Source organism: Amylolactobacillus amylophilus DSM 20533 = JCM 1125 (assembly GCF_001936335.1).
GTDB classification, from domain to species: domain Bacteria; phylum Bacillota; class Bacilli; order Lactobacillales; family Lactobacillaceae; genus Amylolactobacillus; species Amylolactobacillus amylophilus.
Genome location: NZ_CP018888.1, coordinates 707,985 through 732,509, shown reverse-complemented (window position 1 = coordinate 732,509; position 24,525 = coordinate 707,985). Strand labels below are relative to the sequence as shown.

At 40.5% G+C, this 24,525-nt stretch carries 28 protein-coding genes, 1 tRNA gene and 3 pseudogenes; 22 read left to right on the top strand and 10 right to left on the bottom strand.

The features are described from left to right. Positions 1–96: 96 nt before the first annotated feature. Positions 97–486, top strand: a pseudogene (locus LA20533_RS03980) (Dps family protein); the annotation flags it as partial. Beyond that, entirely contained in the window at positions 398–1,027 is a 630-nt protein-coding gene (locus LA20533_RS03975; protein WP_307722785.1) for a tyrosine-type recombinase/integrase, read from the top strand. The pseudogene LA20533_RS03980 and the gene LA20533_RS03975, both read left to right, overlap by 89 nt. Positions 1,028–1,214: 187 nt before the next feature. Here LA20533_RS03975 and LA20533_RS08960 read toward each other — a convergent pair. The 3 genes and pseudogenes from LA20533_RS08960 to LA20533_RS03965 all read right to left on the bottom strand — a co-directional run. Further along, positions 1,215–1,286 (bottom strand): annotated as a pseudogene (locus LA20533_RS08960) (toprim domain-containing protein); the annotation flags it as partial. Beyond that, positions 1,286–1,903 carry a recombinase family protein gene (locus LA20533_RS03970; protein WP_056946811.1) on the bottom strand — a complete coding sequence of 206 codons (618 nt, stop codon included), beginning with the start codon at positions 1,901–1,903 and terminating at the stop codon, positions 1,286–1,288. The gene LA20533_RS03970 and the pseudogene LA20533_RS08960, both read right to left, overlap by 1 nt. A 63-nt stretch (positions 1,904–1,966) precedes the next feature. Then, on the bottom strand, positions 1,967–2,338 hold the full coding sequence (locus tag LA20533_RS03965) for a DUF3021 family protein (protein WP_012477193.1): 372 nt from the start codon (positions 2,336–2,338) through the stop codon (positions 1,967–1,969). A gap of 217 nt (positions 2,339–2,555) precedes the next feature. Between LA20533_RS03965 and amaP the strand changes: the two genes are divergently transcribed. The 11 genes from amaP to LA20533_RS03915 all read left to right on the top strand — a co-directional run bounded on the left by amaP (position 2,556) and on the right by LA20533_RS03915 (position 7,038). Continuing rightward, complete coding sequence (gene amaP, locus LA20533_RS03960; RefSeq protein WP_056946814.1) at positions 2,556–3,116, top strand: alkaline shock response membrane anchor protein AmaP; 561 nt, start codon at positions 2,556–2,558, stop codon at positions 3,114–3,116. A gap of 11 nt (positions 3,117–3,127) precedes the next feature. Beyond that, positions 3,128–3,313 (top strand): DUF2273 domain-containing protein, encoded by a 186-nt coding sequence (locus LA20533_RS03955; RefSeq protein WP_003596522.1) that lies wholly within the window; start codon positions 3,128–3,130, stop codon positions 3,311–3,313. A gap of 27 nt (positions 3,314–3,340) precedes the next feature. After that, positions 3,341–3,883 carry an Asp23/Gls24 family envelope stress response protein gene (locus LA20533_RS03950; protein WP_056946817.1) on the top strand — a complete coding sequence of 181 codons (543 nt, stop codon included), beginning with the start codon at positions 3,341–3,343 and terminating at the stop codon, positions 3,881–3,883. Positions 3,884–3,897: 14 nt separating this feature from the next. Beyond that, complete coding sequence (locus LA20533_RS03945) at positions 3,898–4,149, top strand: GlsB/YeaQ/YmgE family stress response membrane protein (RefSeq protein ID WP_003680323.1); 252 nt, start codon at positions 3,898–3,900, stop codon at positions 4,147–4,149. A gap of 14 nt (positions 4,150–4,163) precedes the next feature. Then, positions 4,164–4,415, top strand: coding sequence for a GlsB/YeaQ/YmgE family stress response membrane protein (locus LA20533_RS03940; protein ID WP_003680323.1), 252 nt, complete (start codon positions 4,164–4,166; stop codon positions 4,413–4,415). Positions 4,416–4,429: 14 nt separating this feature from the next. Continuing rightward, positions 4,430–4,681 carry a GlsB/YeaQ/YmgE family stress response membrane protein gene (locus LA20533_RS03935; protein WP_003680323.1) on the top strand — a complete coding sequence of 84 codons (252 nt, stop codon included), beginning with the start codon at positions 4,430–4,432 and terminating at the stop codon, positions 4,679–4,681. 14 nt (positions 4,682–4,695) lie between these two features. Further along, entirely contained in the window at positions 4,696–4,947 is a 252-nt protein-coding gene (locus tag LA20533_RS03930) for a GlsB/YeaQ/YmgE family stress response membrane protein (protein ID WP_003680323.1), read from the top strand. A gap of 11 nt (positions 4,948–4,958) precedes the next feature. Continuing rightward, on the top strand, positions 4,959–5,099 hold the full coding sequence (locus tag LA20533_RS08560) for a hypothetical protein (RefSeq protein ID WP_017866965.1): 141 nt from the start codon (positions 4,959–4,961) through the stop codon (positions 5,097–5,099). A 413-nt stretch (positions 5,100–5,512) separates the two neighbouring features. Continuing rightward, positions 5,513–5,635 carry a putative holin-like toxin gene (locus LA20533_RS03925; RefSeq protein ID WP_236693799.1) on the top strand — a complete coding sequence of 41 codons (123 nt, stop codon included), beginning with the start codon at positions 5,513–5,515 and terminating at the stop codon, positions 5,633–5,635. Between the two features lie 19 nt (positions 5,636–5,654). Next, positions 5,655–6,107 (top strand): helix-turn-helix domain-containing protein, encoded by a 453-nt coding sequence (locus LA20533_RS03920; protein ID WP_083605803.1) that lies wholly within the window; start codon positions 5,655–5,657, stop codon positions 6,105–6,107. A 22-nt stretch (positions 6,108–6,129) separates the two neighbouring features. Then, a complete protein-coding gene (locus LA20533_RS03915; protein WP_141322579.1) occupies positions 6,130–7,038 on the top strand; it encodes an IS3 family transposase in 909 nt (302 codons plus the stop codon). Between the two features lie 49 nt (positions 7,039–7,087). Here the strand turns inward: LA20533_RS03915 and LA20533_RS03910 are convergent, their stop codons facing one another. From LA20533_RS03910 to LA20533_RS03890, 5 genes and pseudogenes are all read right to left on the bottom strand, one after another. Beyond that, on the bottom strand, positions 7,088–7,774 hold the full coding sequence (locus LA20533_RS03910) for an MgtC/SapB family protein (protein WP_054746200.1): 687 nt from the start codon (positions 7,772–7,774) through the stop codon (positions 7,088–7,090). 82 nt (positions 7,775–7,856) lie between these two features. Beyond that, complete coding sequence (locus tag LA20533_RS03905) at positions 7,857–9,500, bottom strand: glycosyltransferase family 8 protein (protein ID WP_141322578.1); 1,644 nt, start codon at positions 9,498–9,500, stop codon at positions 7,857–7,859. Between the two features lie 228 nt (positions 9,501–9,728). Further along, on the bottom strand, positions 9,729–10,658 hold the full coding sequence (locus LA20533_RS03900) for a Gfo/Idh/MocA family protein (protein ID WP_056945842.1): 930 nt from the start codon (positions 10,656–10,658) through the stop codon (positions 9,729–9,731). A 51-nt stretch (positions 10,659–10,709) separates the two neighbouring features. Further along, positions 10,710–11,727, bottom strand: a pseudogene (locus LA20533_RS03895) (virulence RhuM family protein). A gap of 419 nt (positions 11,728–12,146) precedes the next feature. After that, positions 12,147–12,219 (bottom strand) — tRNA-Lys (locus LA20533_RS03890). A gap of 163 nt (positions 12,220–12,382) precedes the next feature. On the opposite strand from LA20533_RS03890, the gene yycF reads away from it, so the two are divergent. From yycF to LA20533_RS03850, 8 genes are all read left to right on the top strand, one after another. Further along, positions 12,383–13,087: a response regulator YycF gene (gene yycF / locus LA20533_RS03885; protein ID WP_054746193.1), complete on the top strand. Its 705-nt coding sequence runs from the start codon at positions 12,383–12,385 to the stop codon at positions 13,085–13,087. A 42-nt stretch (positions 13,088–13,129) separates the two neighbouring features. Then, a complete protein-coding gene (walK, locus tag LA20533_RS03880) occupies positions 13,130–14,983 on the top strand; it encodes a cell wall metabolism sensor histidine kinase WalK (RefSeq protein WP_056945843.1) in 1,854 nt (617 codons plus the stop codon). Beyond that, on the top strand, positions 14,973–16,295 hold the full coding sequence (gene yycH, locus LA20533_RS03875) for a two-component system activity regulator YycH (protein ID WP_056945844.1): 1,323 nt from the start codon (positions 14,973–14,975) through the stop codon (positions 16,293–16,295). The genes walK and yycH overlap by 11 nt, the downstream gene beginning before the upstream one ends. Before the next feature lies 1 nt (position 16,296). Then, entirely contained in the window at positions 16,297–17,115 is an 819-nt protein-coding gene (locus tag LA20533_RS03870) for a two-component system regulatory protein YycI (RefSeq protein ID WP_056945845.1), read from the top strand. A gap of 21 nt (positions 17,116–17,136) precedes the next feature. Then, entirely contained in the window at positions 17,137–17,931 is a 795-nt protein-coding gene (locus tag LA20533_RS03865; protein WP_056945846.1) for an MBL fold metallo-hydrolase, read from the top strand. Between the two features lie 84 nt (positions 17,932–18,015). Then, positions 18,016–19,269: a S1C family serine protease gene (locus tag LA20533_RS03860; RefSeq protein ID WP_056945847.1), complete on the top strand. Its 1,254-nt coding sequence runs from the start codon at positions 18,016–18,018 to the stop codon at positions 19,267–19,269. Positions 19,270–19,717: 448 nt separating this feature from the next. Next, the gene (rlmH, locus tag LA20533_RS03855) at positions 19,718–20,197 is read left to right on the top strand and encodes a 23S rRNA (pseudouridine(1915)-N(3))-methyltransferase RlmH (protein WP_054746188.1); all 480 of its coding nucleotides are present in this window, start codon (positions 19,718–19,720) and stop codon (positions 20,195–20,197) included. Between the two features lie 13 nt (positions 20,198–20,210). Then, complete coding sequence (locus LA20533_RS03850) at positions 20,211–20,756, top strand: cob(I)yrinic acid a,c-diamide adenosyltransferase (protein WP_054746187.1); 546 nt, start codon at positions 20,211–20,213, stop codon at positions 20,754–20,756. Between the two features lie 6 nt (positions 20,757–20,762). Here the strand turns inward: LA20533_RS03850 and LA20533_RS03845 are convergent, their stop codons facing one another. Beyond that, on the bottom strand, positions 20,763–21,869 hold the full coding sequence (locus LA20533_RS03845) for an SLC13 family permease (RefSeq protein WP_056945848.1): 1,107 nt from the start codon (positions 21,867–21,869) through the stop codon (positions 20,763–20,765). A 205-nt stretch (positions 21,870–22,074) separates the two neighbouring features. Then, positions 22,075–23,049, bottom strand: a complete 975-nt coding sequence (locus LA20533_RS03840) for a GMP reductase (RefSeq protein ID WP_056945849.1) — start codon at positions 23,047–23,049, stop codon at positions 22,075–22,077. Positions 23,050–23,235: 186 nt separating this feature from the next. Between LA20533_RS03840 and LA20533_RS03835 the strand changes: the two genes are divergently transcribed. Continuing rightward, the gene (locus LA20533_RS03835; protein WP_056945850.1) at positions 23,236–24,522 is read left to right on the top strand and encodes an adenylosuccinate synthase; all 1,287 of its coding nucleotides are present in this window, start codon (positions 23,236–23,238) and stop codon (positions 24,520–24,522) included. Positions 24,523–24,525: the final 3 nt, after the last annotated feature.

Below are 24,525 nucleotides of genomic sequence, written 5' to 3'. Positions count from 1 at the left end.
TCTACGGGCTATAAATAACTTAATTTGCCAGTGTATAACGTTTCAGATTAAGCTACCACTAAGTTATAATAACCATATCGAAAGGAGACCAATCTAATGAAATATACGAAAACCAAAGCAGTATTAAATCAACTCGTTGCCGATTTGAGCCAGATGTCAATGATTATCCATCAGACGCATTGGTACATGCGTGGACCCAACTTTTTGAAGTTGCACCCCTTGATGGATGAGTTCATGGAAGAAATTGACAGCCAACTCGATGTCATTTCTGAACGGCTGATTGCGCTTGATGGCAGTCCTTACTCCACCTTAAAAGAAATGGCCGAAAACACTAAGATTCAAGACTGGCCTGGTGAATGGGACAAAACAACCCCAGAACGCCTCGCACACTTAGTTGATGGCTATCGTTACTTGGAAGACCTTTACCAACACGGCATTGAAGTATCCGATGTTGAAAAAGACTTCAGTACCCAAGATATTTTCATTAGATGAACAAGAAAGGTTACTAAATCAGTTTAATTTAAGATACATTACACCTCAAAGAAATCAAACAATGATTCAGCTTCTTTTAAATACAGGGTTAAGATTGGCAGAACTAACAAACCTTAAATGGAATGATATAGATCTAATGACGGGACAATTAAAAGTAGTTGAAGGAAAAGGATTGAAAGATCGAATCCTCTGGCTAAATGAAGAAACCCTTAGTATGTTAGGGAAATGGAAACAAAGGCAGTTTAAAGAGTGGGGTAGGAGCGATTTAGTCTTTACTACAAGGACTTTACATTCACTTGATGGAAAAGCTGTTAGAAGCATGATTAAGACCTATTCAGACAAGGCAGGAATAAAGAAGCACATTACGACCCATAGTTTGCGACATACCTTTGCAAGCGATCTATTAAGGGAAACAAAGAACCTTAGAATCGTCCAGAAGGCTCTAGGACATGCTGATATATCTTCTACACAGATTTACACCCATATCGTTGATGAGGAGCTAGAAGAAGCATTAAAAGCTTTTAGAGGCAGATAAAAAGTTATAGAGTTTATTTTATCTCTTTCAATCATTCAGTCTTTCAGCCGACAAGGTCGGACGATTCTTTTTGTTTTAAATATTAGAACTGTTAGTAATAAAGATGTCTTGGTTTTGAATGTCCTGTTTTTCTATGTCCTGTTTTTGGGGAAACGGTAGCTTTGGCTTACTTTCAATAACCAATTTAGGTGCTTTGTTTTAAAGCACTTGCGTAGGCTAATGCCTGGCTTGGCTTTTCAGCTAAAATAACCGTACTCATTAACTATCCCTCTTTTCATTGTTTTTTCTTTGATCTACTGTCACGTTATATCTTGATCGATACCTTCTAAACGTTCGGCGATTAATTCCAGTTTGTTCTTCAACTTCTTTATCGGATAAACCATTCAAAAATAAATCAAAAGCATGTTTTAAACGTGGATCATTTTCTTTAAATTTATGCTGACGACCCTTGAATTTTCCTTTTGACTTAGCTATTTCAATTCCTTGGGCTTGTCGTTCTTTAATACGTTTACGTTCAGATTCAGCTTGATACTTATATAATTCAATCACTAAATTATTAATCAAACGCCTTAAATTTTCATCTTCAATCCCTGTCATGGAAGGAAGGTTCAATACTTCCAGGGTTGCCCCCTTAATTTGAATTTGATTCATCAATTCTGTTAATTCTTTATTATTTCGTCCTAATCGATCTAATTCAGTAACAATAACAATATCCCCTTCACGAATATAGTTAAGCATAGCTTGTAATTGTGGGCGTTCGACCGATTGACCGCTTGCTTTGTCTGAAAAGACCTTAGAAACGCCCTGTAACGCTTGTAATTGCCGATCTAAGTTCTGTTCTTTGCTACTTACTCGTGCATACCCTATTTTAGTCATTAATATCTTTCCTTTTTTAAAAAAAGTTTTTTTAAATTCCACAAGCAAATATATAAGCTAAACTTACTTATTTAGTAGCTTTCCAAAAATAAAAAATGAAATTATCCATAAAACAACGCCAACTACCAAGAAGATCGCCAATAACTTTAAGAAATCAAAGATATTTGACAATGGAAACCACCCACTAATTATCAAACAAGGAAAAACTGTTATCAGCATTACAAAAAAGTGAATAATAGATTGCTGTGTTAAAGTTAAATTATCAATCTCATAAATCACGCTAGCAGCTGAAACTAATGTAATAATTATTCCTACTAGGAAAGTACTTTTTATTTGAAATGAGTTCAACTTCTGATAAACCATTATTAAAGATATTCCGCTCATAATTACAAAGGGAATAATTCCCCTTATGATTGCATCTATAATATATTTCATTTTTGACACCTCCACTCTAATTTTGCCCAACTTAAATGTCCTATTTTCTAATCCCAGTATACCACAAAAAATCAATACTTACTAAAAAGGACAATCAAGTATACCCTAGTGGCTAGATTGGTTTAGTCAAACAAAAATATTAATTGGTTCCTTATAAGAGCATATAATTCCATCATCACAACTGTCCTGCTATAATTATGGTAAAGGTGGTGATGATTTGCGATTTATATTTAAGGCATTAATAGTAGTTGTTATTATCCTTGCATTTCCTTTATCCATAGTTCTTGTCTTTAAAAATTGGTCAACGGCCATTGGTACTAGTACACCCATGTCATTAAAGCTTGGTTGGTTGGAGCAGTACGAACCGATATACCTCTTTTGGAGTGGAGTAATTCTGGCGGTACTGTTAATTATTTTTTTGCTTATCACACTTTTTTGGCCACGGTCACAATCATTATATCTTCATCAGAAGTCTGATGGTCAAGTGACCATCAGTAAGAAAGCTATTGAACATTTTGCGCTTTCAGCACTTCAACATGAACCCTTTATTGGCAACCCCAAGGTATCATCTAAGTTATCACGAAAAGGGATCACACTTAAAATATCGGGTGATCTACTAAATTCAGTCAATGCCAAGCAACAGACTGCAAATTTTCTTAATCAATTAAAAAAAGATTTGCGTATTTGTCTTGGAATTTCTGAACAGAAAAAAATTAAAATCAGACTCGTTGATTTTAATGAGTTGGACGCTAATGTGCATAAATCTCGAGTTGTCTAGGAGGTGATATCGTGACCGAACTCATTAAAGCCTATTTTTGGCCACTAATTGGTGGAATTATGGGATTGCTCTTAGCGGTCCTTATCATCACTTTTGGATTTTTCAAGACGCTTTTTGTTTTGATTTTTATGGCAATCGGGATTACCGCGGGTTATTATATTCAAAAAACTGGTATCTTAACAAATGTTTTTAAATAACTGTTTGAATTATAAGGAGGAAAAATTATGCAGAATGGAACGCCAAGTGAGAAAACAACAACTAACGAAAAGTCTGGTGTTAAAGGTAATTTAACATTTGATGATAAGGTTATTCAAAAGATCATTGGTATCGCACTTTCTGAAGTAGATGGCTTATTAACCGTAGATGGCGGCTTTTTCGCAAATGTTGCTGAAAAACTAGTTAATACTTCAGATGTCACATCAGGAATTGATGTAGAGGTTGGAAAAAAGCAGGTTGCAGTGGATCTCGACATTGTTGCTGAATACGGCATTGATATTTCTAAACTGTATGACAAGATCAAAAATGTTATCGTTCGGGAAGTAAAGAATATGACCGAATTAGAAGTAATTGAGGTAAATGTGAATGTTGTTGATGTCAAGACAAAGGAGCAATATGAAAAAGATTCGACTTCTCTGCAAGATCGCGTGAGCGATGCCACAGACAAAACGAAGGAAGCCGTCAGTAAGGGCGCAAAGAAATCGAAGGAAACATTAGGTGACAGCGTTGATAAAGTAACGTCTGACAATAAATCTAGTCGTGTTAAGTAAGGGAGTGAGTAAATATGGGACTTATATGGTCATTAATCGTCGGGGCAATCATTGGTGCCATTGCTGGCGCAATCACTAACCGTGGTGCTGCTATGGGCTGGATTGCAAACATTGTAGCTGGTTTAATCGGTGCGTGGATTGGTCAAGGGCTCCTTGGCACTTGGGGTCCTTCGTTAGCTGGCATGGCATTGATACCATCGATCATCGGGGCAATTATTTTAGTTCTGATTGTTTCATTAGTTGTTGGTCGAACCAGTAAAAAGTAAGGGAGTGAGTAAATATGGGACTTATATGGTCATTAATCGTCGGGGCAATCATTGGTGCCATTGCTGGCGCAATCACTAACCGTGGTGCTGCTATGGGCTGGATTGCAAACATTGTAGCTGGTTTAATCGGTGCGTGGATTGGTCAAGGGCTCCTTGGCACTTGGGGTCCTTCGTTAGCTGGCATGGCATTGATACCATCGATCATCGGGGCAATTATTTTAGTTCTGATTGTTTCATTAGTTGTTGGTCGAACCAGTAAAAAGTAAGGGAGTGAGTAAATATGGGACTTATTTGGTCATTAATCGTTGGGGCAATCATTGGTGCCATTGCTGGCGCAATCACTAACCGTGGTGCTGCTATGGGCTGGATTGCAAACATTGTAGCTGGTTTAATCGGTGCGTGGATTGGTCAAGGGCTCCTTGGCACTTGGGGTCCTTCGTTAGCTGGCATGGCATTGATACCATCGATCATCGGGGCAATTATTTTAGTTCTGATTGTTTCATTAGTTGTTGGTCGAACCAGTAAAAAGTAAGGGAGTGAGTAAATATGGGACTTATTTGGTCATTAATCGTCGGGGCAATCATTGGTGCCATTGCTGGCGCAATCACTAACCGTGGTGCTGCTATGGGCTGGATTGCAAACATTGTAGCTGGTTTAATCGGTGCGTGGATTGGTCAAGGGCTCCTTGGCACTTGGGGCCCTTCGTTAGCTGGCATGGCATTGATACCATCGATCATCGGGGCAATTATTTTAGTTCTGATTGTTTCATTAGTTGTTGGTCGAACCAGTAAAAAGTAAGGGGGAATTTTATGGACGTCTTGAAAAGTGTATTTAAGTTTATGATCGCTTCTACGCTCATTGTAGGTGGTGTCCTCATCGGTGGCACCGTCTTTGCTGCTAAGAAAGTAGATGGCATTGGTGATACATTGCAACAAAAATTACATGGATAATTAGCCAAATTTATCTGTATTAGGCTTCTTAGAACGTAAATAATTGAGCAATTGAAGATCAGTTAATCAATATTTAAATTGGTGAGATAACCCTTTATAAATATAGATTGGAATTTTTTTGACAATTAATCAAAGCAGGTACTTTTTTACATAGGTGCTTGCTTTTATTTATCTATACATTATGACCTAGCAGTTAAAAACTGTTTTTACAGATATAAATATAGTATTCTTACTGATTCTTTAATTTTATATTTGGTTAAAGAGCTAGGCTGCCTGTATAATAGATCCAGTAGAGAAGTTAAGGCGGTGGCTATTTCCAATCGGAGGTGGTGCTTATGGTGTTAAACCTTTAAAGCCCATAAATCCTAACGAAAGGAGTAGCCTAAGTGTCCGTGTCGGACGCTTTACAATTAATGCTGGCTTTCGGTACTTTTATCGTGGCCTTAATCGCATTAATTGTTGGGCTGATCAAAAGTCAGCAAAAAAATAACCGCCTTAGCTTGAAGTACCCCATAATTGTTAGACAAATAATCTAACAATTATGGGGTATTTTCTATGACTAAATATTCAACTGATTTAAAAATTGAGGTGGCAAAACAATACTTATCAGGTAAGTATTCATATTCAACGCTGGCACAAATGTATGGCATTAAATCTCTTTCTAACATTCGTGTATGGACAGCCAAGGCAAAGGCGCAAGGCTTTGAATCACTACGAGTAACACATCAATATAAATCATATTCTCCGGACGAAAAACTAGCTGTGGTAGACTATTATCGAACTCATGATGTTGGTGTACATATTGTTGCAGCTAAGTTTAATATTAGTCCGTCACAAGTCTGTTCTTGGAATAAGAGATTTGAAGAAGACGGGGCAAGTGGATTGAGACGCCAACGGAAAGGAAGAAAACCCACCGTGACCAAAAAATCCCATAAAAACAAACAGGACAAGCTCAGTCCTGCCGAAAAAGAGAGACTAATTCAAGAGAATATGCGCTTGCGTGAATAACTTTATCATGCCCAGATGAAACTTGATATCGCAAAAAATTCGAAGCCTTACTGAGAGAAGAAGATCAATCCACAAAGCACAAGTAATTAACTCATTAAGGCCTAAATATCCGTTGAACGAACTATTAAGTGAGCTTAAGTTACCCAGATCTACTTTCTATGATTGTCTGAAGAGAGCCAAGAAACCTGATAAATACACAAATTTGAAAGAGTTCATTTTAAAGGCATTTCAGGAGTCAGATGAAACATATGGATATCGTAGAATTCATCGAGAAGCTTTAAAAGCAGGATTTAAGATCTCGCCGAATACAATTCTAAGACTAATGGGCCAACTCAAATTGTCCGTCACACTGTATTCAAGACACACAAGCGGTTATTCCTCCTACAGAGGTAAGATTGGTACTGTGAATGATAATCTTCTTAAGCAGAAGTTCGACGAGACGACACCTTTCGCTGTAATGCACACAGATATTACGCAAGTCAGATTAGCAGATGGAACGTGGGGATATATCTCTGCGGTATTAGACCAAGCCAGCAGAGAAATACTTACCGCAGTTGTATCAAAGAGTGCCAACAAGGAACAACTTAATAAGACAATCGAAAATCTATCGGAGAAGTTACCAATGAATAGTAATTCTATTCTGCATTCAGATCAGGGGTGGCAATATCAAACTAGAGAGTACCAAGAAGCAATAAAACAACTGGGAATTGTGCCCAGCATGTCAAGAAAAGGTAATTGCCATGACAATGCACCAATAGAAAGTTTCTTTAGCCTGATGAAACGAGAACGGCTCAATCGCCGCAAGCTTTCAAACTTTGAAGCACTAGTAAAAGAAGTGGAAGATTACATTGATTGGTACAACAATCATCGTATTTCACTAAACAAAAACGGCCTGACTCCGGTTGAATACCGAAATCGAGCCGCTGCTTAAAATTATTCAAGATGTCTAACTTTTTTGTTGCACTTCATCTTCTACCTAGTTATTTACTGTTACTAATTGTCTTCACGGAAATTATTCCCGCTGTTTTCTCCATGCCAATCATGACTTCATTCTGATTATAGTTATTTCTAGTTACACCATCGATTTGGATTGCAATCACATCTTTTGTAATCGATATAATCCGCATGTTGATCGAATTAACATCGTTTTGTTCCAAGCATTGCGTGATTATTTGCTGAATATCTGGTCTATTCTCTGCCTCAATTTGCATGTGCACGTGTACCTGTAAAATAAACTTGTTGAGTAGCGTATCGTCATGGAAAACAAATTGGATGAGTACAATGAAGAGGGTCAGGGACACACCGACGAAGTACATTCCTGCACCGATTGCGGTACCAATTGCCGCGGTGGCCCAGATTCCGGCAGCTGTGGTTAAACCGCTAATCTGCTCTTTTCTAACAAGAATTGCCCCGGCACCAAGGAATGAGATCCCACTGACTATTTGTGCTGCAACCCGTGATGGATCAAGGTCAACCCCCTGAGTTCGCAATATATCATAGAAACCGTACTTAGAAATAATCATGAAAAGGGCGGCTGCCGTTGCAACGACAATATGAGTTCTAATACCGGCGCTCTTACGTTGAATTGCCCGTTCGTAACCGATGGCCATCCCACACAAAGCGGCTACCACTACGCGGAGCAGCCATTCCATATCTTGTATAAACATTAAATTATCACCCACTTATTTCCTGCAAACTACTCTTATAAGCTTACCACTATCTTAGGATGCCGGTGGATAAAAAAGCCCGTTAGGGCTGAGCTGAGAGGCTGTTTTCGCCAATTTTTGACACGTATTGTTCGTATTCCACGGCATATGGGTGATTTGTTTCCTTATGCCACGGTTTGATATGGCCGCAGAAATGAATCAATTTGGGATTCTTTCTAGCATCTATGTAATCCTTTTTTCTGATTGGACAGAGTGGTGTAATGCGATTAACAATCACGTTTGTTTGGGCGTTCCAGCGTTGTGGTAGTTCTTTCCAATTATCATGAAGTACGGCATTTAGGGCGTCCTGGTCATGAAATTTGAGTTTTTCCGGATTGTTTTTGATGAAGTCGAGCACTTGGTCAGTAATGCTCTCCTCACGCCATTTATCTAAGTCCATTACTAAGATACCAGAGTTAAAGTATTTCTGACTCTCAAAATCAATTCCCATCGCTTCGAGACGTAGGTGGAATCCTGCATCTTCGACGGCTGCTAGCGGTTTTCCTTCCAAATCAATGTTCCACAGCTCGCTAATGTCTGTCTTGCATAGGACATCACAATCCAGGTAGATTGCACGGTGCGCTTCTGGAATCAGCTCAGGAATGAGAATTCTGTAGTATGCCAGCTTAAGGATTCTAGCGCTCTCGACGCAGTTGACCAGCTTACTCTCATCGACATCGATGAAATTTAGCTCTGCGTTAAATGGGGCGATAGTCTGTTCTAATTCCTGCCTGTCAGAGGTCGATAGGTGGTCCATTAAAACATGTAAGATGATATGTGCATCTGAGCCGTTGTGTTCCAATAAAGAACGATATAAAACCGAGAGTGTCTTGATAAAAGGTGGATTAACTGCTGATACGACGTGAATCGCATCTCGATGGGCAGTTGCAACCTTTTCTAGCACACGTGCCAAGTATTCATGATAAAGATCCGCATAAGGGTGATGGAGCGAGGCGTGCCAAGGCTTCTCGTGTGTGGTGAAGTGGATGATTGCTGGATGCTTAACTTTATCCGGATGATTGCTGTGGGCAGTCTGCTGATTCCAGCGGGGATTGAGTAGCTTAACTTTGCCGGTTACCACGGCATTTAATCCATCCTGGTCGTGAAACTTAACTAAATGTGGTTTCTTATCGAGAAAATTGATTATTTGTTCGTTAATCTGCTCTTCTTCCCACCGGTTAAGGTCAATTAATAAGATACCTGAGTTGATATACTTATTTTGCTCTGCTAACTCTAACGGCACGTCGAGGCGTGCTAGGTGGTTCTCCTCCACGGGATCTGGAATGCCACCAACGACAGCACCTTCTAAATCACATTCGAAGAGGGGGGTGAGGTCAACTTGAGCAAGTATGTCTACGTCCAGGTAAAGTACACGGTCGAGGCCCTTTTCTCGTAGCGTCTTGGTCGCAATGATTCGATAATAGGACGTTTCGTTGATATGGTTTCTCACTGGAAAATCTTTGCACAGGTCAAAGTCTAAAGTAATGTATTCAACAGAATGAAGTTCCTGCGTGATGACGGAGATTGTAGATTTTGTCTTTGAACTAAGATTTTTATCAATAATGTAAAAGTTGATGTGTGTCTCAGGACTATTGTGCTCAACAATAGAATTAATCGCAACACAGAGTTGTGTGGCATAATTTTCGTCCGCCGCGTGCATTATATTTATTGTTTTGATAATAATCACCTCTCCTTTGAATTTTTATGGTTTATATATCCAATATAACTAAGATAAAAAAATAATTCAAAATAAAAGCTTATCGATATCATAATATTATTCTGTGACATTGTTATTTTTAGACAAAAAAAGAGCAGCAAACTCCGTTTTCCAAATGCACATTGTGCACCAACGGTGTTTCTGCTCATGGGTTTGGCACCAGGGGGTATTATACGTAACTTTGGAAATTAAAGCAAATTAGCTGACAGTTCCGTCAAGCATCAATTGACATAGTTGATGCGAGAGCACACTGGATGCAGGTGAAACCGGGTTATCATAGGCTCGATCAGATAGTGAATGGATAAATTCATTAATCAGTGGTTCGAAGCCACGTCTGGTGAGCATTGGCGTCCATCCGGCTAGCGAGCTGGACAGCTGACCACTCGCGGAATCTTTGGTGAGCGTCTCTAGATCAGTAACGGTGGCAATTCCCTTGCTCGACTCGATTGTGGCTGTCTCATGGTCAACACCCGATTGCATATTCATTTTTGCTAGGACAGTGAGACCGTCCAGCTTAAGTGTCATACTGCAATTTGTTAAAATACCGGCAGCGTCAGCGTTGATCTGATAGCTGAAGTTGGCTTCGGTCGGCTTGAAGGTGGTGATATTGGCGAGAAAAAGCGCAGTATCAACGACGTGGATGAAGAGGTCGTATATTGCCTCTTGAACAGGCTGGTGAGCTGAGACACGTGTTTTTTCAACTGTAATGAGCTGTTTGCCGGTTATTTGTCTAATTTGCTGATTGTAGGGAGCAAAGCGACGATTAAAGCCAGCTGTCAGCTGGACATCATGTTGTTCCGCCAATTTGTAGAGCTCGTCTACCTCTAATAAATCCTCACTAACCGGTTTATCTACGTAGACGTTGATTCCAGCGGTGAGGAATTTTTTGATGATCGTGTAATGCGTGGCAGTAGGAGTATGAATAAAAACGGCATCAAGCCCAACTTCCAGTAGCTCGTCCATATTCGTTGTTACGTGCGGAAATCGATATTTTGCCTGTAATGATTTTAATTTCGTTTCATTTCTACTGCTTAGATAGAACTCTGCCTGATCCTGAATTCCGGAAAAGACTGGTAGGTAGGCCTTTTGCGCGATATTACCTAGTCCTAGTACGCCGATTTTTAACATTATTGAACCTCCATATAGATTTAGTTTACCAAAATTCTGCTAGAACGTTGGTTATTTATCGGGGTTGTTTAGCATCTGGCGGATTTGCTTATCGAAGTCTGATTCGATTTTTTGATGCTTATTGAACTCTTGGTATTCTTGTGATGCCTTATCTTTGGCCATGGTCATTGACACATGTCCCTTATCGGTTAATACATCATACTCCCTGAATTCTAGGAACCTATCAATACTGGTTAATACTGGTTACAAAATCTTGCATCGTAAAATTATGGCGACGTTCTAGCAAGTCCTCAACATAATCAAAGTAACCAGAAACGTTACGTTCAAGACTTTTAATTTGTGGTTCTGTTAGGTAGTTCTTGGCCACCATTGCATCACTCTTTAAAATACGGCCGTCAGGTGCGTTTTTCCAGGTAGTTAATCCCATGTGGGGCTGGTCTTTATTGGCTTTGTTGTAGATAATCTCAGAACCTGTGTGACCACTAATAGCGTAGTGAAACTTATTCTGAACAGTGGCATAAAAGTTACGAGTAATAGGTGAATTTTTATCGTAGTCAGAACTGATTTCTTGGAAAATATCGGTAATCTTTTGCCAAATTCTTCTCTCACTAGCAAGGATTGAACGTACGCGTTCTAGTAATTCATCAAAGTAATCTTGGTTAAGCAGATTAGAGCCCTGTTTGAGGCGCTCATCGTCAAGAACAAACCCTTTTATCATATATTCATTTAGAGTTTTAGTAGCCCATTTTCTGAACTCAGTAGCCTGAATTGAGTTAACCCGATAACCAACAGAAATGATTGCATCGAGGTTGTAGTAATTCACCTCTCTAGAAATCTCTCTATCTCCCTCGTTTTGAACTGTTTCAATTTTCGCAACAGTTCGATTTTCTTCTAATTAACCTGTTTCGAAGATGTTTTTTAAGTGTCTGGAAATTGATGATTTATTAACAGAAAACAATTCCGCCATCGATTTTTGTGTAGCCCAAATAGTATCTTGGCCAATTACAACATCGATTGCCACGTTGTGATTATTTGACTGGTAAAGTATGAACTGATTTTCGTTTGCCATTTCTGCTTACCCCGCTATATATTTTCAATCGATATTTTCTGGATCTAAAGATCTTGAGTTTCAAATGATTAAGTATTTAGATATTTTGTAATGTTATCGCTGTTTGAGTAACTTTCTTATCTTAACTAAGATGTTAACATGACCAGCTTTGATGTACAGTTAATATATTTTAAATTGTGTCCAGAAGGAGATTTGTTTACTAAATCAGCTCTAACATGAGTGTTTTCGGAGTACAAAAAAAATCACCCACAAAAGTGAGTGATTCCAACGCCTCGCAAACCTAATTTATATTATCCCGCGGTTTTCTCCGTGGTTTTCTTTTCTTGAAAAACAATGCTTTTCAGTGAAAGTCTTAAAATTTAAGAATGTTGATTTATCAACGGTTTGAAGCTATTTGAAACTGCGTAAGAACGCAAAAATGGGTGGCCAGGGGATCGAACCCTGGACCCACGGATTAAGAGTCCGTTGCTCTGCCAGCTGAGCTAGCCACCCAAAACTTAACTTAATTATATTAGCATGACTATATGACCTTTTCAAGACTATTTTTGCAAAAATATCCAAAGAATTTAAATTTCAGTTATAATGGAGATAGTTTTTGTAGAAACTTGCCCGCACAAGTATAATGGGGTCAAGCAATTAAGGAGGCTTTATATATATGGCCAAAAAGATTTTAGTAGTGGATGACGAAAAGCCAATCTCAGATATTATCAAGTTCAATCTTACCAAAGAAGGATTCGAAGTTGAGACAGCGTACGACGGTGAGGAAGCAGTAGAGAAGGTAGAATCATATAATCCTGATTTATTAATTCTTGACTTAATGTTACCGAAAAAGGATGGACTAGAGGTTGCGCGTGAGGTTCGTAAGACTCACGACTTACCAATCATTATGGTTACGGCCAAAGACACCGAAATCGACAAGGTACTCGGGCTAGAGATGGGCGCAGATGACTATGTGACGAAACCATTCTCGAATAGGGAGTTGGTTGCCAGAGTCAAAGCCAACCTGAGAAGAAGAGAAATAACTGAAAATACAACTGACAAAAGCAAGGAAAATATTGAGGTCGGTGACTTAGTGATTATGCCCGATGCCTACGTAGTCTCCAAGAAGGGTTCAAAAATAGAGCTCACGCACCGAGAATTTGAGCTCTTGCATTATTTAGCTCGACATCTAGGCCAGGTTATGACGCGAGAACATTTATTGCAAACTGTTTGGAGCTACGACTACTTTGGCGATGTCAGGACGGTTGATGTAACTGTTAGACGTTTAAGGGAGAAGATAGAAGATAATCCTAGTCAGCCTGAACTGTTGGTTACAAGACGTGGTGTCGGCTATTATATGAAAAATCCAGAGGAAGATTAGGCTGCCAGAAGTAGGCGGCTTTTATTTTATGTGAACTGAACAATGAATAATAAACTAAAGCTTTTTCAATCTATTAACTTCAAAGTAGCGATGGTCTTCATCCTCCTTTTATTAGCAACTATTGAAATAATTGGGGCCTATTTCACACGTCAACTTGAACAGAATAGTATTGATTCGTTCGAAACATCAGTCCAAGTTCCATCGATTATTACGTCACAGATTTCTGCACAAATTGAGCAAAAGGATAAGAAATCAGCTAATCAGTCAATTTCTTCAATACTGAATGACTATGATAATTCACAAATATCAGATATTGAAGTTGTAGACAATGACGGCGTAATTAGGGCCGTTAGTAATATCAACTATACGGACAGAGTGGGCCAAAAAACGGCTAGTGCAGACATCAAATCCTCTAGCTATACTGGCAGAGAAACGACAAAGTTTGTCCGTGATAATGGTGTTACATACTTGGTGAAAATAAGTCCACTTGCAGCCAGAAATGGTAACAGCACAAATGGTGTCATCTACATCAGAGCAAGTATGGAGCAGGTGTTCAAGGATGTTAAAAGCACAACGATTACCTTCCTAACAGCTTCGCTAGTCGCTGCAATCCTGGGATCAATCCTATCTCTAGTTATTTCCCGGGCAATAACTCGGCCAATTGATGAAATGAAGAAACAAGCTATTCGGATGGCCAGTGGCGATTATTCCGGTCAGGTTCGGGTCTATTCGCACGATGAACTTGGTCAACTTGCCATGGCGGTTAATAATCTATCGGTCAGGGTCGAGGAGGCTCAAGAAGTCTCTGAGTCTGAGAGAAGACGTTTGGATAACGTGCTAACGCACATGACAGATGGTGTTATTGCAACTGATAGACATGGGAACGTGACCATAATTAACGACATGGCTTTGAGCTTCCTCAATAAGGAGGAGGGTGAGGTGATTGGCGAGTCAATTACCGATCTACTTGGGTTATCTGCGCAGATGACCACGCAAGATTTGATGTCTAATCAGCAGGAATTGATAATCGGAATCAATGAGGGAACCGCACGCGAGCTCATTCTCCACGCCAATTTCTCTCTAATCCAACGTGTGACCGGATTTGTCTCGGGTCTCATTTGTGTGTTATATGATGTGACTGAACAACAAAAGAATGAACGTGAGCAACGCCAATTCGTTTCGAATGTCTCACACGAGTTACGGACGCCACTCACTAGTCTGAGAAGTTATGTCGAGGCCTTAAATGATGGTGCGTGGAAAGACCCTGAAATTGCACCAAAGTTTCTGCAGGTAACCCAGGGCGAAACAGAGCGGATGATTCGGATGATTAACGACCTTTTAAGCCTTTCAAGGCTTGATCAGGGAACTGCACGAATGGAGCTTGAGTGGGTCAATCTAAACGAGTTCTTTGGTTATATCCTCGACCGGTTCGATATGATGATTAAGAACACAAATGAAGATGATGCTAACCAAAAGAAGTACAGTATTAAGAGAGAGTTTGCTTCTAGGGAACTGTGGGTTGAAATAGACCCTGATAAAATGACTCAAGTACTTGATAACATCATGAATAACGCAATTAAGTACTCACCAGATGGCGGAGTAATCACAACAAGGTTACTTCAGACCCACAATCACGTGATTATGAGTATCTCCGATCAAGGATTGGGGATACCAAGAAAGGATCTCAACAAGATTTTTGATCGCTTTTATCGGGTTGATCAAGCTCGTTCGCGGCAACAAGGCGGTACTGGTTTGGGATTGGCAATTTCAAAAGAAGTTGTTGAAGCGCACCATGGTCGTATTTGGGCGGATAGCGCTGAGGATCGTGGTTCTACTTTTTATATCTCATTACCGTTTGAACCAATAAGTGATGGGGGTGAATGGGATGAAGTTTAGTAACGTTATAATTAGGGTTGGTCTCATTGTTACTGTTCTATTGAGTATCGTACTCTCATTTATTATTTGGTCGAATAACCAGAGCTTCGATAACCGGTCCGACAGGACGAAGAACGTGGTTGTTTCAAAGGATGCTAGCACAGCAATTAATAATGCTTATTTACCCACCGAGGTTTTATATCGTGATAATAATGATAGAATGATGCAAATCTATGATAAAACACGGAATATTCCACTCGAACTCTCGAAAAAATTTGGTAAGATAAGTCTCTCGAATGTCTCAAGTTATTCCCGGAATCCTAATCGTTACACGGCAATGCTGGCTAATAGCAAGTATCTTCAGTTGGTCTATCCCGATAAAGTGACTTTAGGGACTTTTGCCAAAGTTTCTAAGATAGCCGGTAAAATTACAAAAGAGAAGCGCCTGATAAATAGAATATTTGTTCCGATTAGCGGTAAGGGAAAGCTTTATTTTGGTGATGATGAGACTAGTAAACTGTATATAACTGACATATCTAGTAATCCTATCAAGGGACTGCAGCAGATTATTAATACCGCAAATCAAAAAATTAAGGTAGAATTACGCCGAGTTGGTACAGAATATACACCGTTTTATACGGAGGATACTCAGGTTGGCGTGTACAGTTACCTCATTACTAAACAGTCTGAGAATTTCTTTGTTTCGAAATTATTGGGCGTTACGAACGTTGATAGTAAAGAGAGCTCGGGGATTGCAACATATAGTACTGGACCGTATCAAAAAGTTATTGTAAATCGTGATAAAAATATTTTTTCTTACAGTAATTTTGATGACAATACCGTTCCAAGGAATACGGCTCAGTTGTTCGAGCAAAGTTCATCTTACCTACTCAAATCGGGCTTAACCGTCAAGGATATGCGCTATTTCGAGAATAAGGATAATACCCTCTCATATAGATACTATTTTGAAGGGCTACCAGTGTTCTTAGAGTCGGATAACTCGGCTGCAATTAGCATTGGTTACTCGAGCAGCGTTACTATCATGATCTTCAAAAATATCATATTTCAGATACCGATTCCTGTCGATGGTAGGACCAGCACTATTCCAGCAACTGAGACTCTGGTGAAGGAGATTAATGAAAAAGGTGTCCATGATAATGAGATTCAACGGATTGAGCTCGGACTAAAGTTAGTTCATGATAAAGAAAATACTGACTTGGTAGATTTAGTACCAACAATGTATTTCAAGATATTTGGTGAATGGAAAGATGCTCAATCTTGGTTACAAAGCGACATTGCTTTTGCCAGAAGAACAGCGGATGAGGTGAAATAAGATGGATTTCAAAAAAATTGAACTTATTTTTCTTGGTGTATTCGTTGCTATTAATATCTTCCTTTTCTACACAATATGGCAGATCCCGTATTTATCACAGAATAAGGCAACAAATACTGAGAGTAGCATCAGAACAGAGATGGCTGCGGATAATATTACAACTATCAGCCTCGAAGATGACGGTGAGGAAGGATACTATCTTGCTGGAAAGGTTGATAATGACTTTGCGGATGGTATCGGCAAGCTCCAAGATCAACGGATTAGTTATGATCAAACGACGCGGGTGTTGAGTAGCCGACTAAATATGGTAATTAAAGGTGCAACACGTTCTAAATTGATCAGTGCACTTACCAAGTATAAGGATAGTGATAATCACATCCTATTTGGTGACGAATACGCGTATTCGAAACAGCTCTCCTCCGATCATGACATTGTATTTGTGCAATTAACGGACTATGGTAAGATTATTGATCCTGTTGGCCAACTGCATTTTCCAGTCAAGGATGGTGAGATCAATAGTTATACACAGAGCTATCAGGAAGAAATTACCATTGTCCGTGAGAAGCAGGAGACAATCAGTCAGGAACAGGCTGTCACGAATCTGTACACTTATAGCGAGTTACCCAATGATTCAAAGGTATTGGCAGTTGAACTCGGATACACCAAGTTAACGCAGGTTAAAGGAAGTGTTATCTTGTTTCCTAGTTGGGTGATTACTATTGAGAATAAAAATACTAAAAATATTCAAATTAAGAAAGTTAATGCGTTCAACGGAACCGTGATTAACGACAGTCTCGCTGATCCAACGGAAACAAAATAGAAAGTTAAATGTTTAATTATTATGCAAGCAGCAGTATTAGCAAGTAGTTCGTCTGGGAACGTCACCTACATTGAAACGAAGCAACACAAGGTTTTGGTGGATGCTGGACTTTCAGGGAAAAAAATTACGGAACTTTTAGCGTCGATTGGTAGGGACATTAATGATATCGACTCAATCTTCATTACACATGAACATTCGGACCATATTAAGGGATTAGGCGTTCTTATGCGGCGGCTAAACGTCAATGTCTATGCTAACTCAGGCACTTGGGACGAAATGCTGGCGCACAATAAAATTGGCAAGGTACCAGAAGATCAAATCAAGATATTTGAACCGGACACGTTAATGAGTCTTGATGACCTTGATATCAATAGTTTTACCGTTTCACATGACGCTAGAGAACCCCAGTTTTACCAGTTCATGAACGACCATAAACGGATGGCGATACTCACAGATACCGGGTATGCTTCTGAGCGCCTAGAGTCCCAAATTAAAGGTGCGGATGCCTATTTATTGGAGTTCAATCACGACTTAGACATGTTAAGAAATGGTCCATATGGTTGGCCTTTAAAGCAAAGAATTATCAGTGACACAGGACACCTATCTAATGACTCGGGGTCGGATGCCTTAATCAATTTGGTTGACCGGCACACGAAGAAGGTGTTTCTGGGGCATTTGAGTCCACATAACAACACTAAGAAGCTGGCATTGACTGCTGCGGAGCTTACATGTGCTAAATTTGAGCCAGAGGTAAACAGTGAATTCTCACTCTTTACAACCGACCCAGCAGTTGCTCAGCCGCTTTTTGTTGTTTAAAAGCTCAACAAAATACCGAATTTACGTCATGAATTTTTCATATTTTTCGATTACTATTGTCTTTGTAGTAAAGGAGCGATTCTTATGGAAAACAAGCAGAACGAACCAACAAAAGAAAAATCTTCAAATACTAAAGGGATAATTGTTAAAACCGCGGTGATTGGTGCCGTGGCCGGTATCTTAGGTGGTGGAGTTACTTACTATGGCCTGGATCAGCTGAACGATGCGCCTCAGACACAAACTGTGCAGAATAATTCTAGCGGTACGGCGACGACGACCAGCAATACATCTGATGGAGCAACGAATTCCGCGACATCTGCGTACAATAAAGTATCGGGTGCAGTAGTATCCGTCATTAATTTGCAGAAACAGGAAAGTTCAGCTGGTGATGGTTCCCTCGACTATTTCTTTGGTAATTCTCAATCTGATGACAGCAGCAATAATAGTTCTAGTGATTCGCTTGAAGAGTACAGCGAAGGCTCTGGCGTTATTTACATGAAGTCAAATGGCAAAGGCTATATCGTAACTAACAACCACGTTGTTGCAGGCTCGGATAAGATTCAGGTTATTCTAAGTAATGGGAAAAAACTTGATGCTAAGCTGGTTGGTACAGACAGTGTGACTGATCTAGCTGTGCTAACGATTGATGACGATGATGTGTCTCAAGTCGCAAGTTTTGCTGAGTCAAAGAATATTAAGCCTGGTCAAACAGTCATTGCCATTGGCTCACCATTGGGTAGTGAGTACGCAACCAGCGTCACACAAGGGATTATCTCGGCAAGCAATAGGACGCTGACAATCACGGATGACTATGGCAATGCGGTTAGTCAGACAACAGTTATTCAGACGGATGCGGCTATTAATCCTGGTAATTCTGGGGGCCCTTTGGTGAATACTTCTGGCCAGATTATTGGGATTAACTCAATGAAGATGTCTACCACTACTGATGGTGGTTCGGTTGAGGGCATGGGCTTCGCTATCCCGAGTGATGAGGTTGTGACAATTAGCAACAAACTGGTGAAGGACGGCAAAATTACTCGACCACAACTAGGTATTCGTGTTGCTAGTGTCAGTGAATTAACCGATGCTGTGAAGGAACAGTTGGATCTGGCGGATAACATTACGACCGGTGTATATGTGGCCTCCGTGACCGCTAACGGTTCAGGTAGCGCAGCAGGAATGAAAAAGGGTGACGTAATCACTGAAGCAGATGGGAAGAAGGTTGAAGATGTAGTTTCATTACATACGATTCTGTATTCACACAAGATAGGTGACACAATTTCTGTGAAAGTTGCTCGTGGTGGGCAAACCAAAACGCTCTCTGTTAAGTTGAAATAAGCTATCAAATTAAGCTCTCGTATATACGAGAGCTTTTTTGATGCAAAAGTGATAAGTGAAACAATTTTTGTTCGGATTTTTCTGTTGTCAAGTTACAACTAAGTTACGAGGAATAACACAGTCCTGTGGATAAGTCTGTGAATTGTGTAGAACTCGTAAATTTAAACTGTGAAATTCTGTGGATAACTTGTGGATTGTGTGTAAACCTAGTAATTTTGACAAGTTAGAACAGGCGTTCATCCACTAAAATAGGCATTTAGCGGGAAATGTTTGTGATAAGTTGTCAAAGATTAAATATGTGAATAAAAAAATTTGTTAGAAAAGTTTTTTGAGACTGTATCCACAAGGGATAGAGTTAATTTGGTTTAGACCACAAAATGTGCTCTGAAACATATGTTCATTGTGTATAATTAATGTTGATAACTTGTTCATGGATGGGGGATAACTTTTGGGGATAAAAATTATTGGTGTTGGTAAAATCAAAGAGAAGTACTTTACGGCAGCGGTTGGCGAATATACAAAACGAATGCAACGCTTTGGTGGATTAAATATCGTTGAAGTAAAGGATGAACCGGCCCCCGATAATATGTCAGAGACCGAAATAACACACGTGAAGGATAAAGAGGCAGATAAAATATTGTCCAAGATCAAAGAGGATGACTTTGTAGTTACGCTCGAGATATTGGGTGAAGAGTACTCGTCTGAAAAACTGGCCGCGAAAATTAAGGAGCTCCAGACTTACGGCAAGAGCTCGATTGTCTTTGTCATTGGTGGATCAAACGGGTTGGGGGATGCAGTTCTAAATCGGTCTAACCTCGCCGTTAGTTTTGGTCGGTTCACTCTACCACACCAGCTGATGCGAGTTGTCTTAAGTGAACAGATCTATCGAGCGTTCATGATTAACAGTGGTAGTACCTATCATAAGTAAGAAGAGGGCAATGATGGTTAAAATTTATACAAAAGTCGGAGATAAGGGATACACTAAACAAGTGACGGGTAAAATGGTACCGAAATATGATTTACAGATTGAAGCCTTGGGTGCAATAGATGAGCTAGACTCCTGGCTTGGTTATTGCGTGACCAAATTATCCGTAGAAAGTGTCCAGCTCAAACCGGAGCTAATCGAGATTCAAAGGAACCTCTATCTTCTGCAAGCAGACCTGGTCGTTAAATCACGACACGAGCTAACACAAGATTTGACCAGCCAAATGGAGCGAAGAATTGATGAGTTAGTTGAGCTTGTCGAACCCATCAAGGCATTTATTTTGCCGGGCGGAAGAGATGCAGGTGCGAGCTTGCAGTACGCTAGAACGCTTGCGAGACGTGCTGAACGCCGGATTGCGGAGCTAAATGAGCATCAAGAAGCAGTGGCGGATGAAATAATGCAATACCTGAATCGTCTTTCGGACTATCTGTTTGAATTAGCCAGATATGCCAATCAGTTAGATGGTTATGCGGAAATTGAGAGCAAAAAAATAAGCGAGTAGCCTCGCTTATAGTAGATGAATTAAAATGATGTAGCCCAATCCGGTTAAGAGAATTAGACCAATAAATTGGAGCAAGCCGAATCTCAGTAAGAAGTATGAGCGACTTTGTCTGCCGTGATTAGCATATTGCTTGAAGACTAATAAGTTCGCCATCGAGCCAATCACTGATCCGAGCCCCCCAATATTGGACCCGAGGAAGAGCGCTTCTGCAAAGGGCGAGAACTTACCGATGAGAATTGTTGATGGCACATTACTCATGAACTGGCTACTGATGATGCTGGTTAGGTAGACAGAGACCTCCGAGTACATTAGGTGTGAGATGACGGCGACGACGAACGGAATACGACTGACAATTCCGGCAATCATGAAGAAACCGGTAAAAGTGAGAATAATTGGGTAGTCGACGTGAAGCATTATTCTGGGATTGAAGAGGACTGCAAGTAGGATTGCCGCTAGCGCGCCCACGTAGGATGGAATAACGCGGAAAACACCAGCAAAGATTAGCAGGGCGACGCCAACGCTGATCAATGTTGGGCGCAAATTAATCTGAATGTCGCGCACTGGAACAGTAGGGACCGGCTTGTTTTTGATAAAAAGACTGAAGATAAAGAGCAAGATGATGCTGGCTGCCAACAGCGGGATAGACCACCGGAAGAACTCTAGGCCGTTTACTAGGTAGTGATCCATGATGAAGATGTTGTGGGGATTGCCAAACGGCGTAAATGCGCTACCGAAATTAGCTGCCATACCAATTAGAGTTACGGGGACGGCTTCTGGTAATTTGTATTTATTGGCAATCTTTAGATACAACTGTACCAATGTTAAGACGGTGATGTCATTGGTCAGGAACATCCCGGAGAAAAGGGCTAAGATAACGAACTTCCAGGATAGTTGCCGTGTATTTGCTGCCGTGCTTGTTAACTTGTAAGTGAAAAAGTCAAGTACATGAAGGTACTCGAAAATTTGGATTAAGGTCATCATTGCGGTGATGGACCACAATGTTGAGAAATGAATATCAGTAAGTTGTTGTCTACCCAGAAATAGACTGATAATTACTAACAGGGCTGTGATCTGAAGCACGCGATCTTTCGCGATATTTTTTATTACTGTCATTAATTGTACCTCAAAAAAAAAACAACATTACTATTTTGCTCTTTATTAGAAGTACTGACAATACTTTTTGTTAAAATATGCGGGGATATTCAGCCAATTCGGGTGTTTTGGTACGCGCATCGGGCATAATTGTTTCCCGTGAAACAAAAAGCGACTACTAGTAGCAGTCGCTTTTATTATCTTGCTGTGTATTTAGTTGGTTGTCTTAGTAGTCGCCATTCATGATGGAGTTCTTGACGACCACATAGTTTACTTTGCGGATTGATTCTAGATCATTGCCGCCAGCGTAGGAGATAGAAGATTGCAGATCCTCGCGCATCTCCACGAGCTTATTCTTGATTGAGCCCATGTAGGGTACAAGCATCTGCTTGCCCTCTACATTACGGTAGGCTCCCTTTTGCATGTCAGATGCGGAGCCCCAATATTGTTTATATTGTTTCCCGTCAATTCTGATAATATTTCCTGGATTTTCGTCGTGGCCGGCTAATAAGGAGCCAATCATCACCATTGATGCACCGAAGCGTACGGACTTGGCAATATCGCCGTGATGTCTGATGCCGCCATCTGCAATCAGTGGTTTGCGGGCCACCTTCGAGCAGAGGCTCAGGGCAGAGAGCTGCCAGCCACCGGTACCAAAACCCGTTTTTAATTTTGTGATGCATGCTTTACCGGGGCCAACACCAATCTTTGTTGCATCGGCGCCTGCATTTTCGAGTTCACGTACAGCCTCGGGGGTTGCCAGGTTACCAGCTATTACGAATGAGCCTGGTAGATTTTGCTTGATATAGTGAATCATCTTAATCACATAGTCAGAGTGACCGTGGGCGACGTCAATTGTGATGTAATCAGGTGTTAGATGCGCCGCAACGAGTTCATCGATAAACTTGTATTCATCTTCCTTAATGCCAACGGAGATTGAGGTAAAGAGGTCAAGTTCTTGCATATGACGCACGAAATCCAACCTTTTCTCTGGTTGAAAACGGTGCATGATGTAGAAATAGTCGTTTGCAGCCAGCCATTCTGCCAAATCCTCATCGATAATGCTAGCCATATTTGCCGGCACCACAGGTATCTTGAAAGTTCGGGGACCAAATTTGATACTGGTGTCTGCCTGCGCACGAATTTTGATAATACACTTATTGGGAATTAGTTGGATATCGTCATAATCGAATATTTGCATAATTTACCTCAATTTTGTTCTTTTTTTCGAAGACCACTGCTCAATATACAATCAAAAAAATGAAATGTCAACCAAAATACGTATAATAATCTCTGCTAGTCAAATTATAGTTCGGAAAAGCATTGACCCACTTACCGTAAACTGCTAAAATTAGGTTTAATTTGAGTAATTTAATGAGGTGGAAAAATGACAGCGACAGTTTTAGTTGGTAGCCAGTGGGGAGACGAAGGTAAAGGAAAGATGACGGATTTCTTGGCGCAGGACGCTGAGGTGATTGTTCGTTATCAGGGCGGTAATAATGCGGGGCACACTATCGCATTTGCTGGTAAGGAGTACAAGCTTCACTTAATCCCTTCCGGTATTTTTTTCAAAGATAAACTGAGCGTCATCGGCAATGGGGTCGTATTAAATCCCAAAGCGACTGTCGAAGAACTGAAATATTTGGCAGATAACGGTGTTGAGCGGGGTCAATTACTTATTTCTAGTCGGGCCCACGTCATCCTGCCGTACCACATTCTTTTGGATAAGTTACAAGAAGAGTCTAAAGGTGATGCCAAAGTTGGTACTACTAACAAGGGCATTGGGCCAGCGTACATGGATAAAGCGTCTAGAATCGGTATTAGGATGGCCGACTTGCTAGAGAAAGAGACGTTTGCCGAGAAGTTAAAGATTAATTTGGCTGAGAAAAATAAATTATTTACCAAGTTATATGATTCTGAGCCTCTGAATTTTGACGATATTTTCGAAGAATACTATGAATATGGCCAGCAACTAAAAGAATTTGTGACAGATACTTCAGTGGTTGTGAACGAGGCGCTTGACGCCGGCAAAAACGTGTTGTTCGAGGGTGCACAGGGTGTCATGCTCGACATCGATCACGGAACGTATCCGTTTGTGACATCGTCAAATCCAATCGCCGGTGGCGTCACTACGGGCGTTGGTATAGGGCCAAGTCGGATCACAGAAGTGCTAGGAATCTGCAAGGCCTATTCAACAAGGGTTGGTGCGGGTCCATTCCCAACAGAGCTGCACAATGAGATTGGCGATTATATTCGGGAAACCGGGCATGAATATGGTACGGTGACAAAGCGCCCGCGTCGGATTGGGTGGTTCGATGCCGTTGCAATGCGGCATGCCGTTCGGGTTTCAGGATTGACGGCACTCAGCCTTAATTTATTGGATGTTTTAACGAATATTTCTACAATCAAGATTGCGACGGGTTATCAATTAAACGGAACTGAGATTGATTACTATCCAGCAAGTCTGCAGGAATTGGCTGAATGTACTCCAATTTACGTTGAATTACCTGGTTGGACCGAGGATATCACCGGTGTGACAGAGTTCTCTGATCTGCCAGAAAACGCTAAATCATTTTTGAATAAAATCTCTGAATTGGTCGGAATTCCAGTTGCCACTATCTCAGTTGGACCTGACAGAGAGCAGACAATAATTCGGGACGCAATCTGGAAATAATGG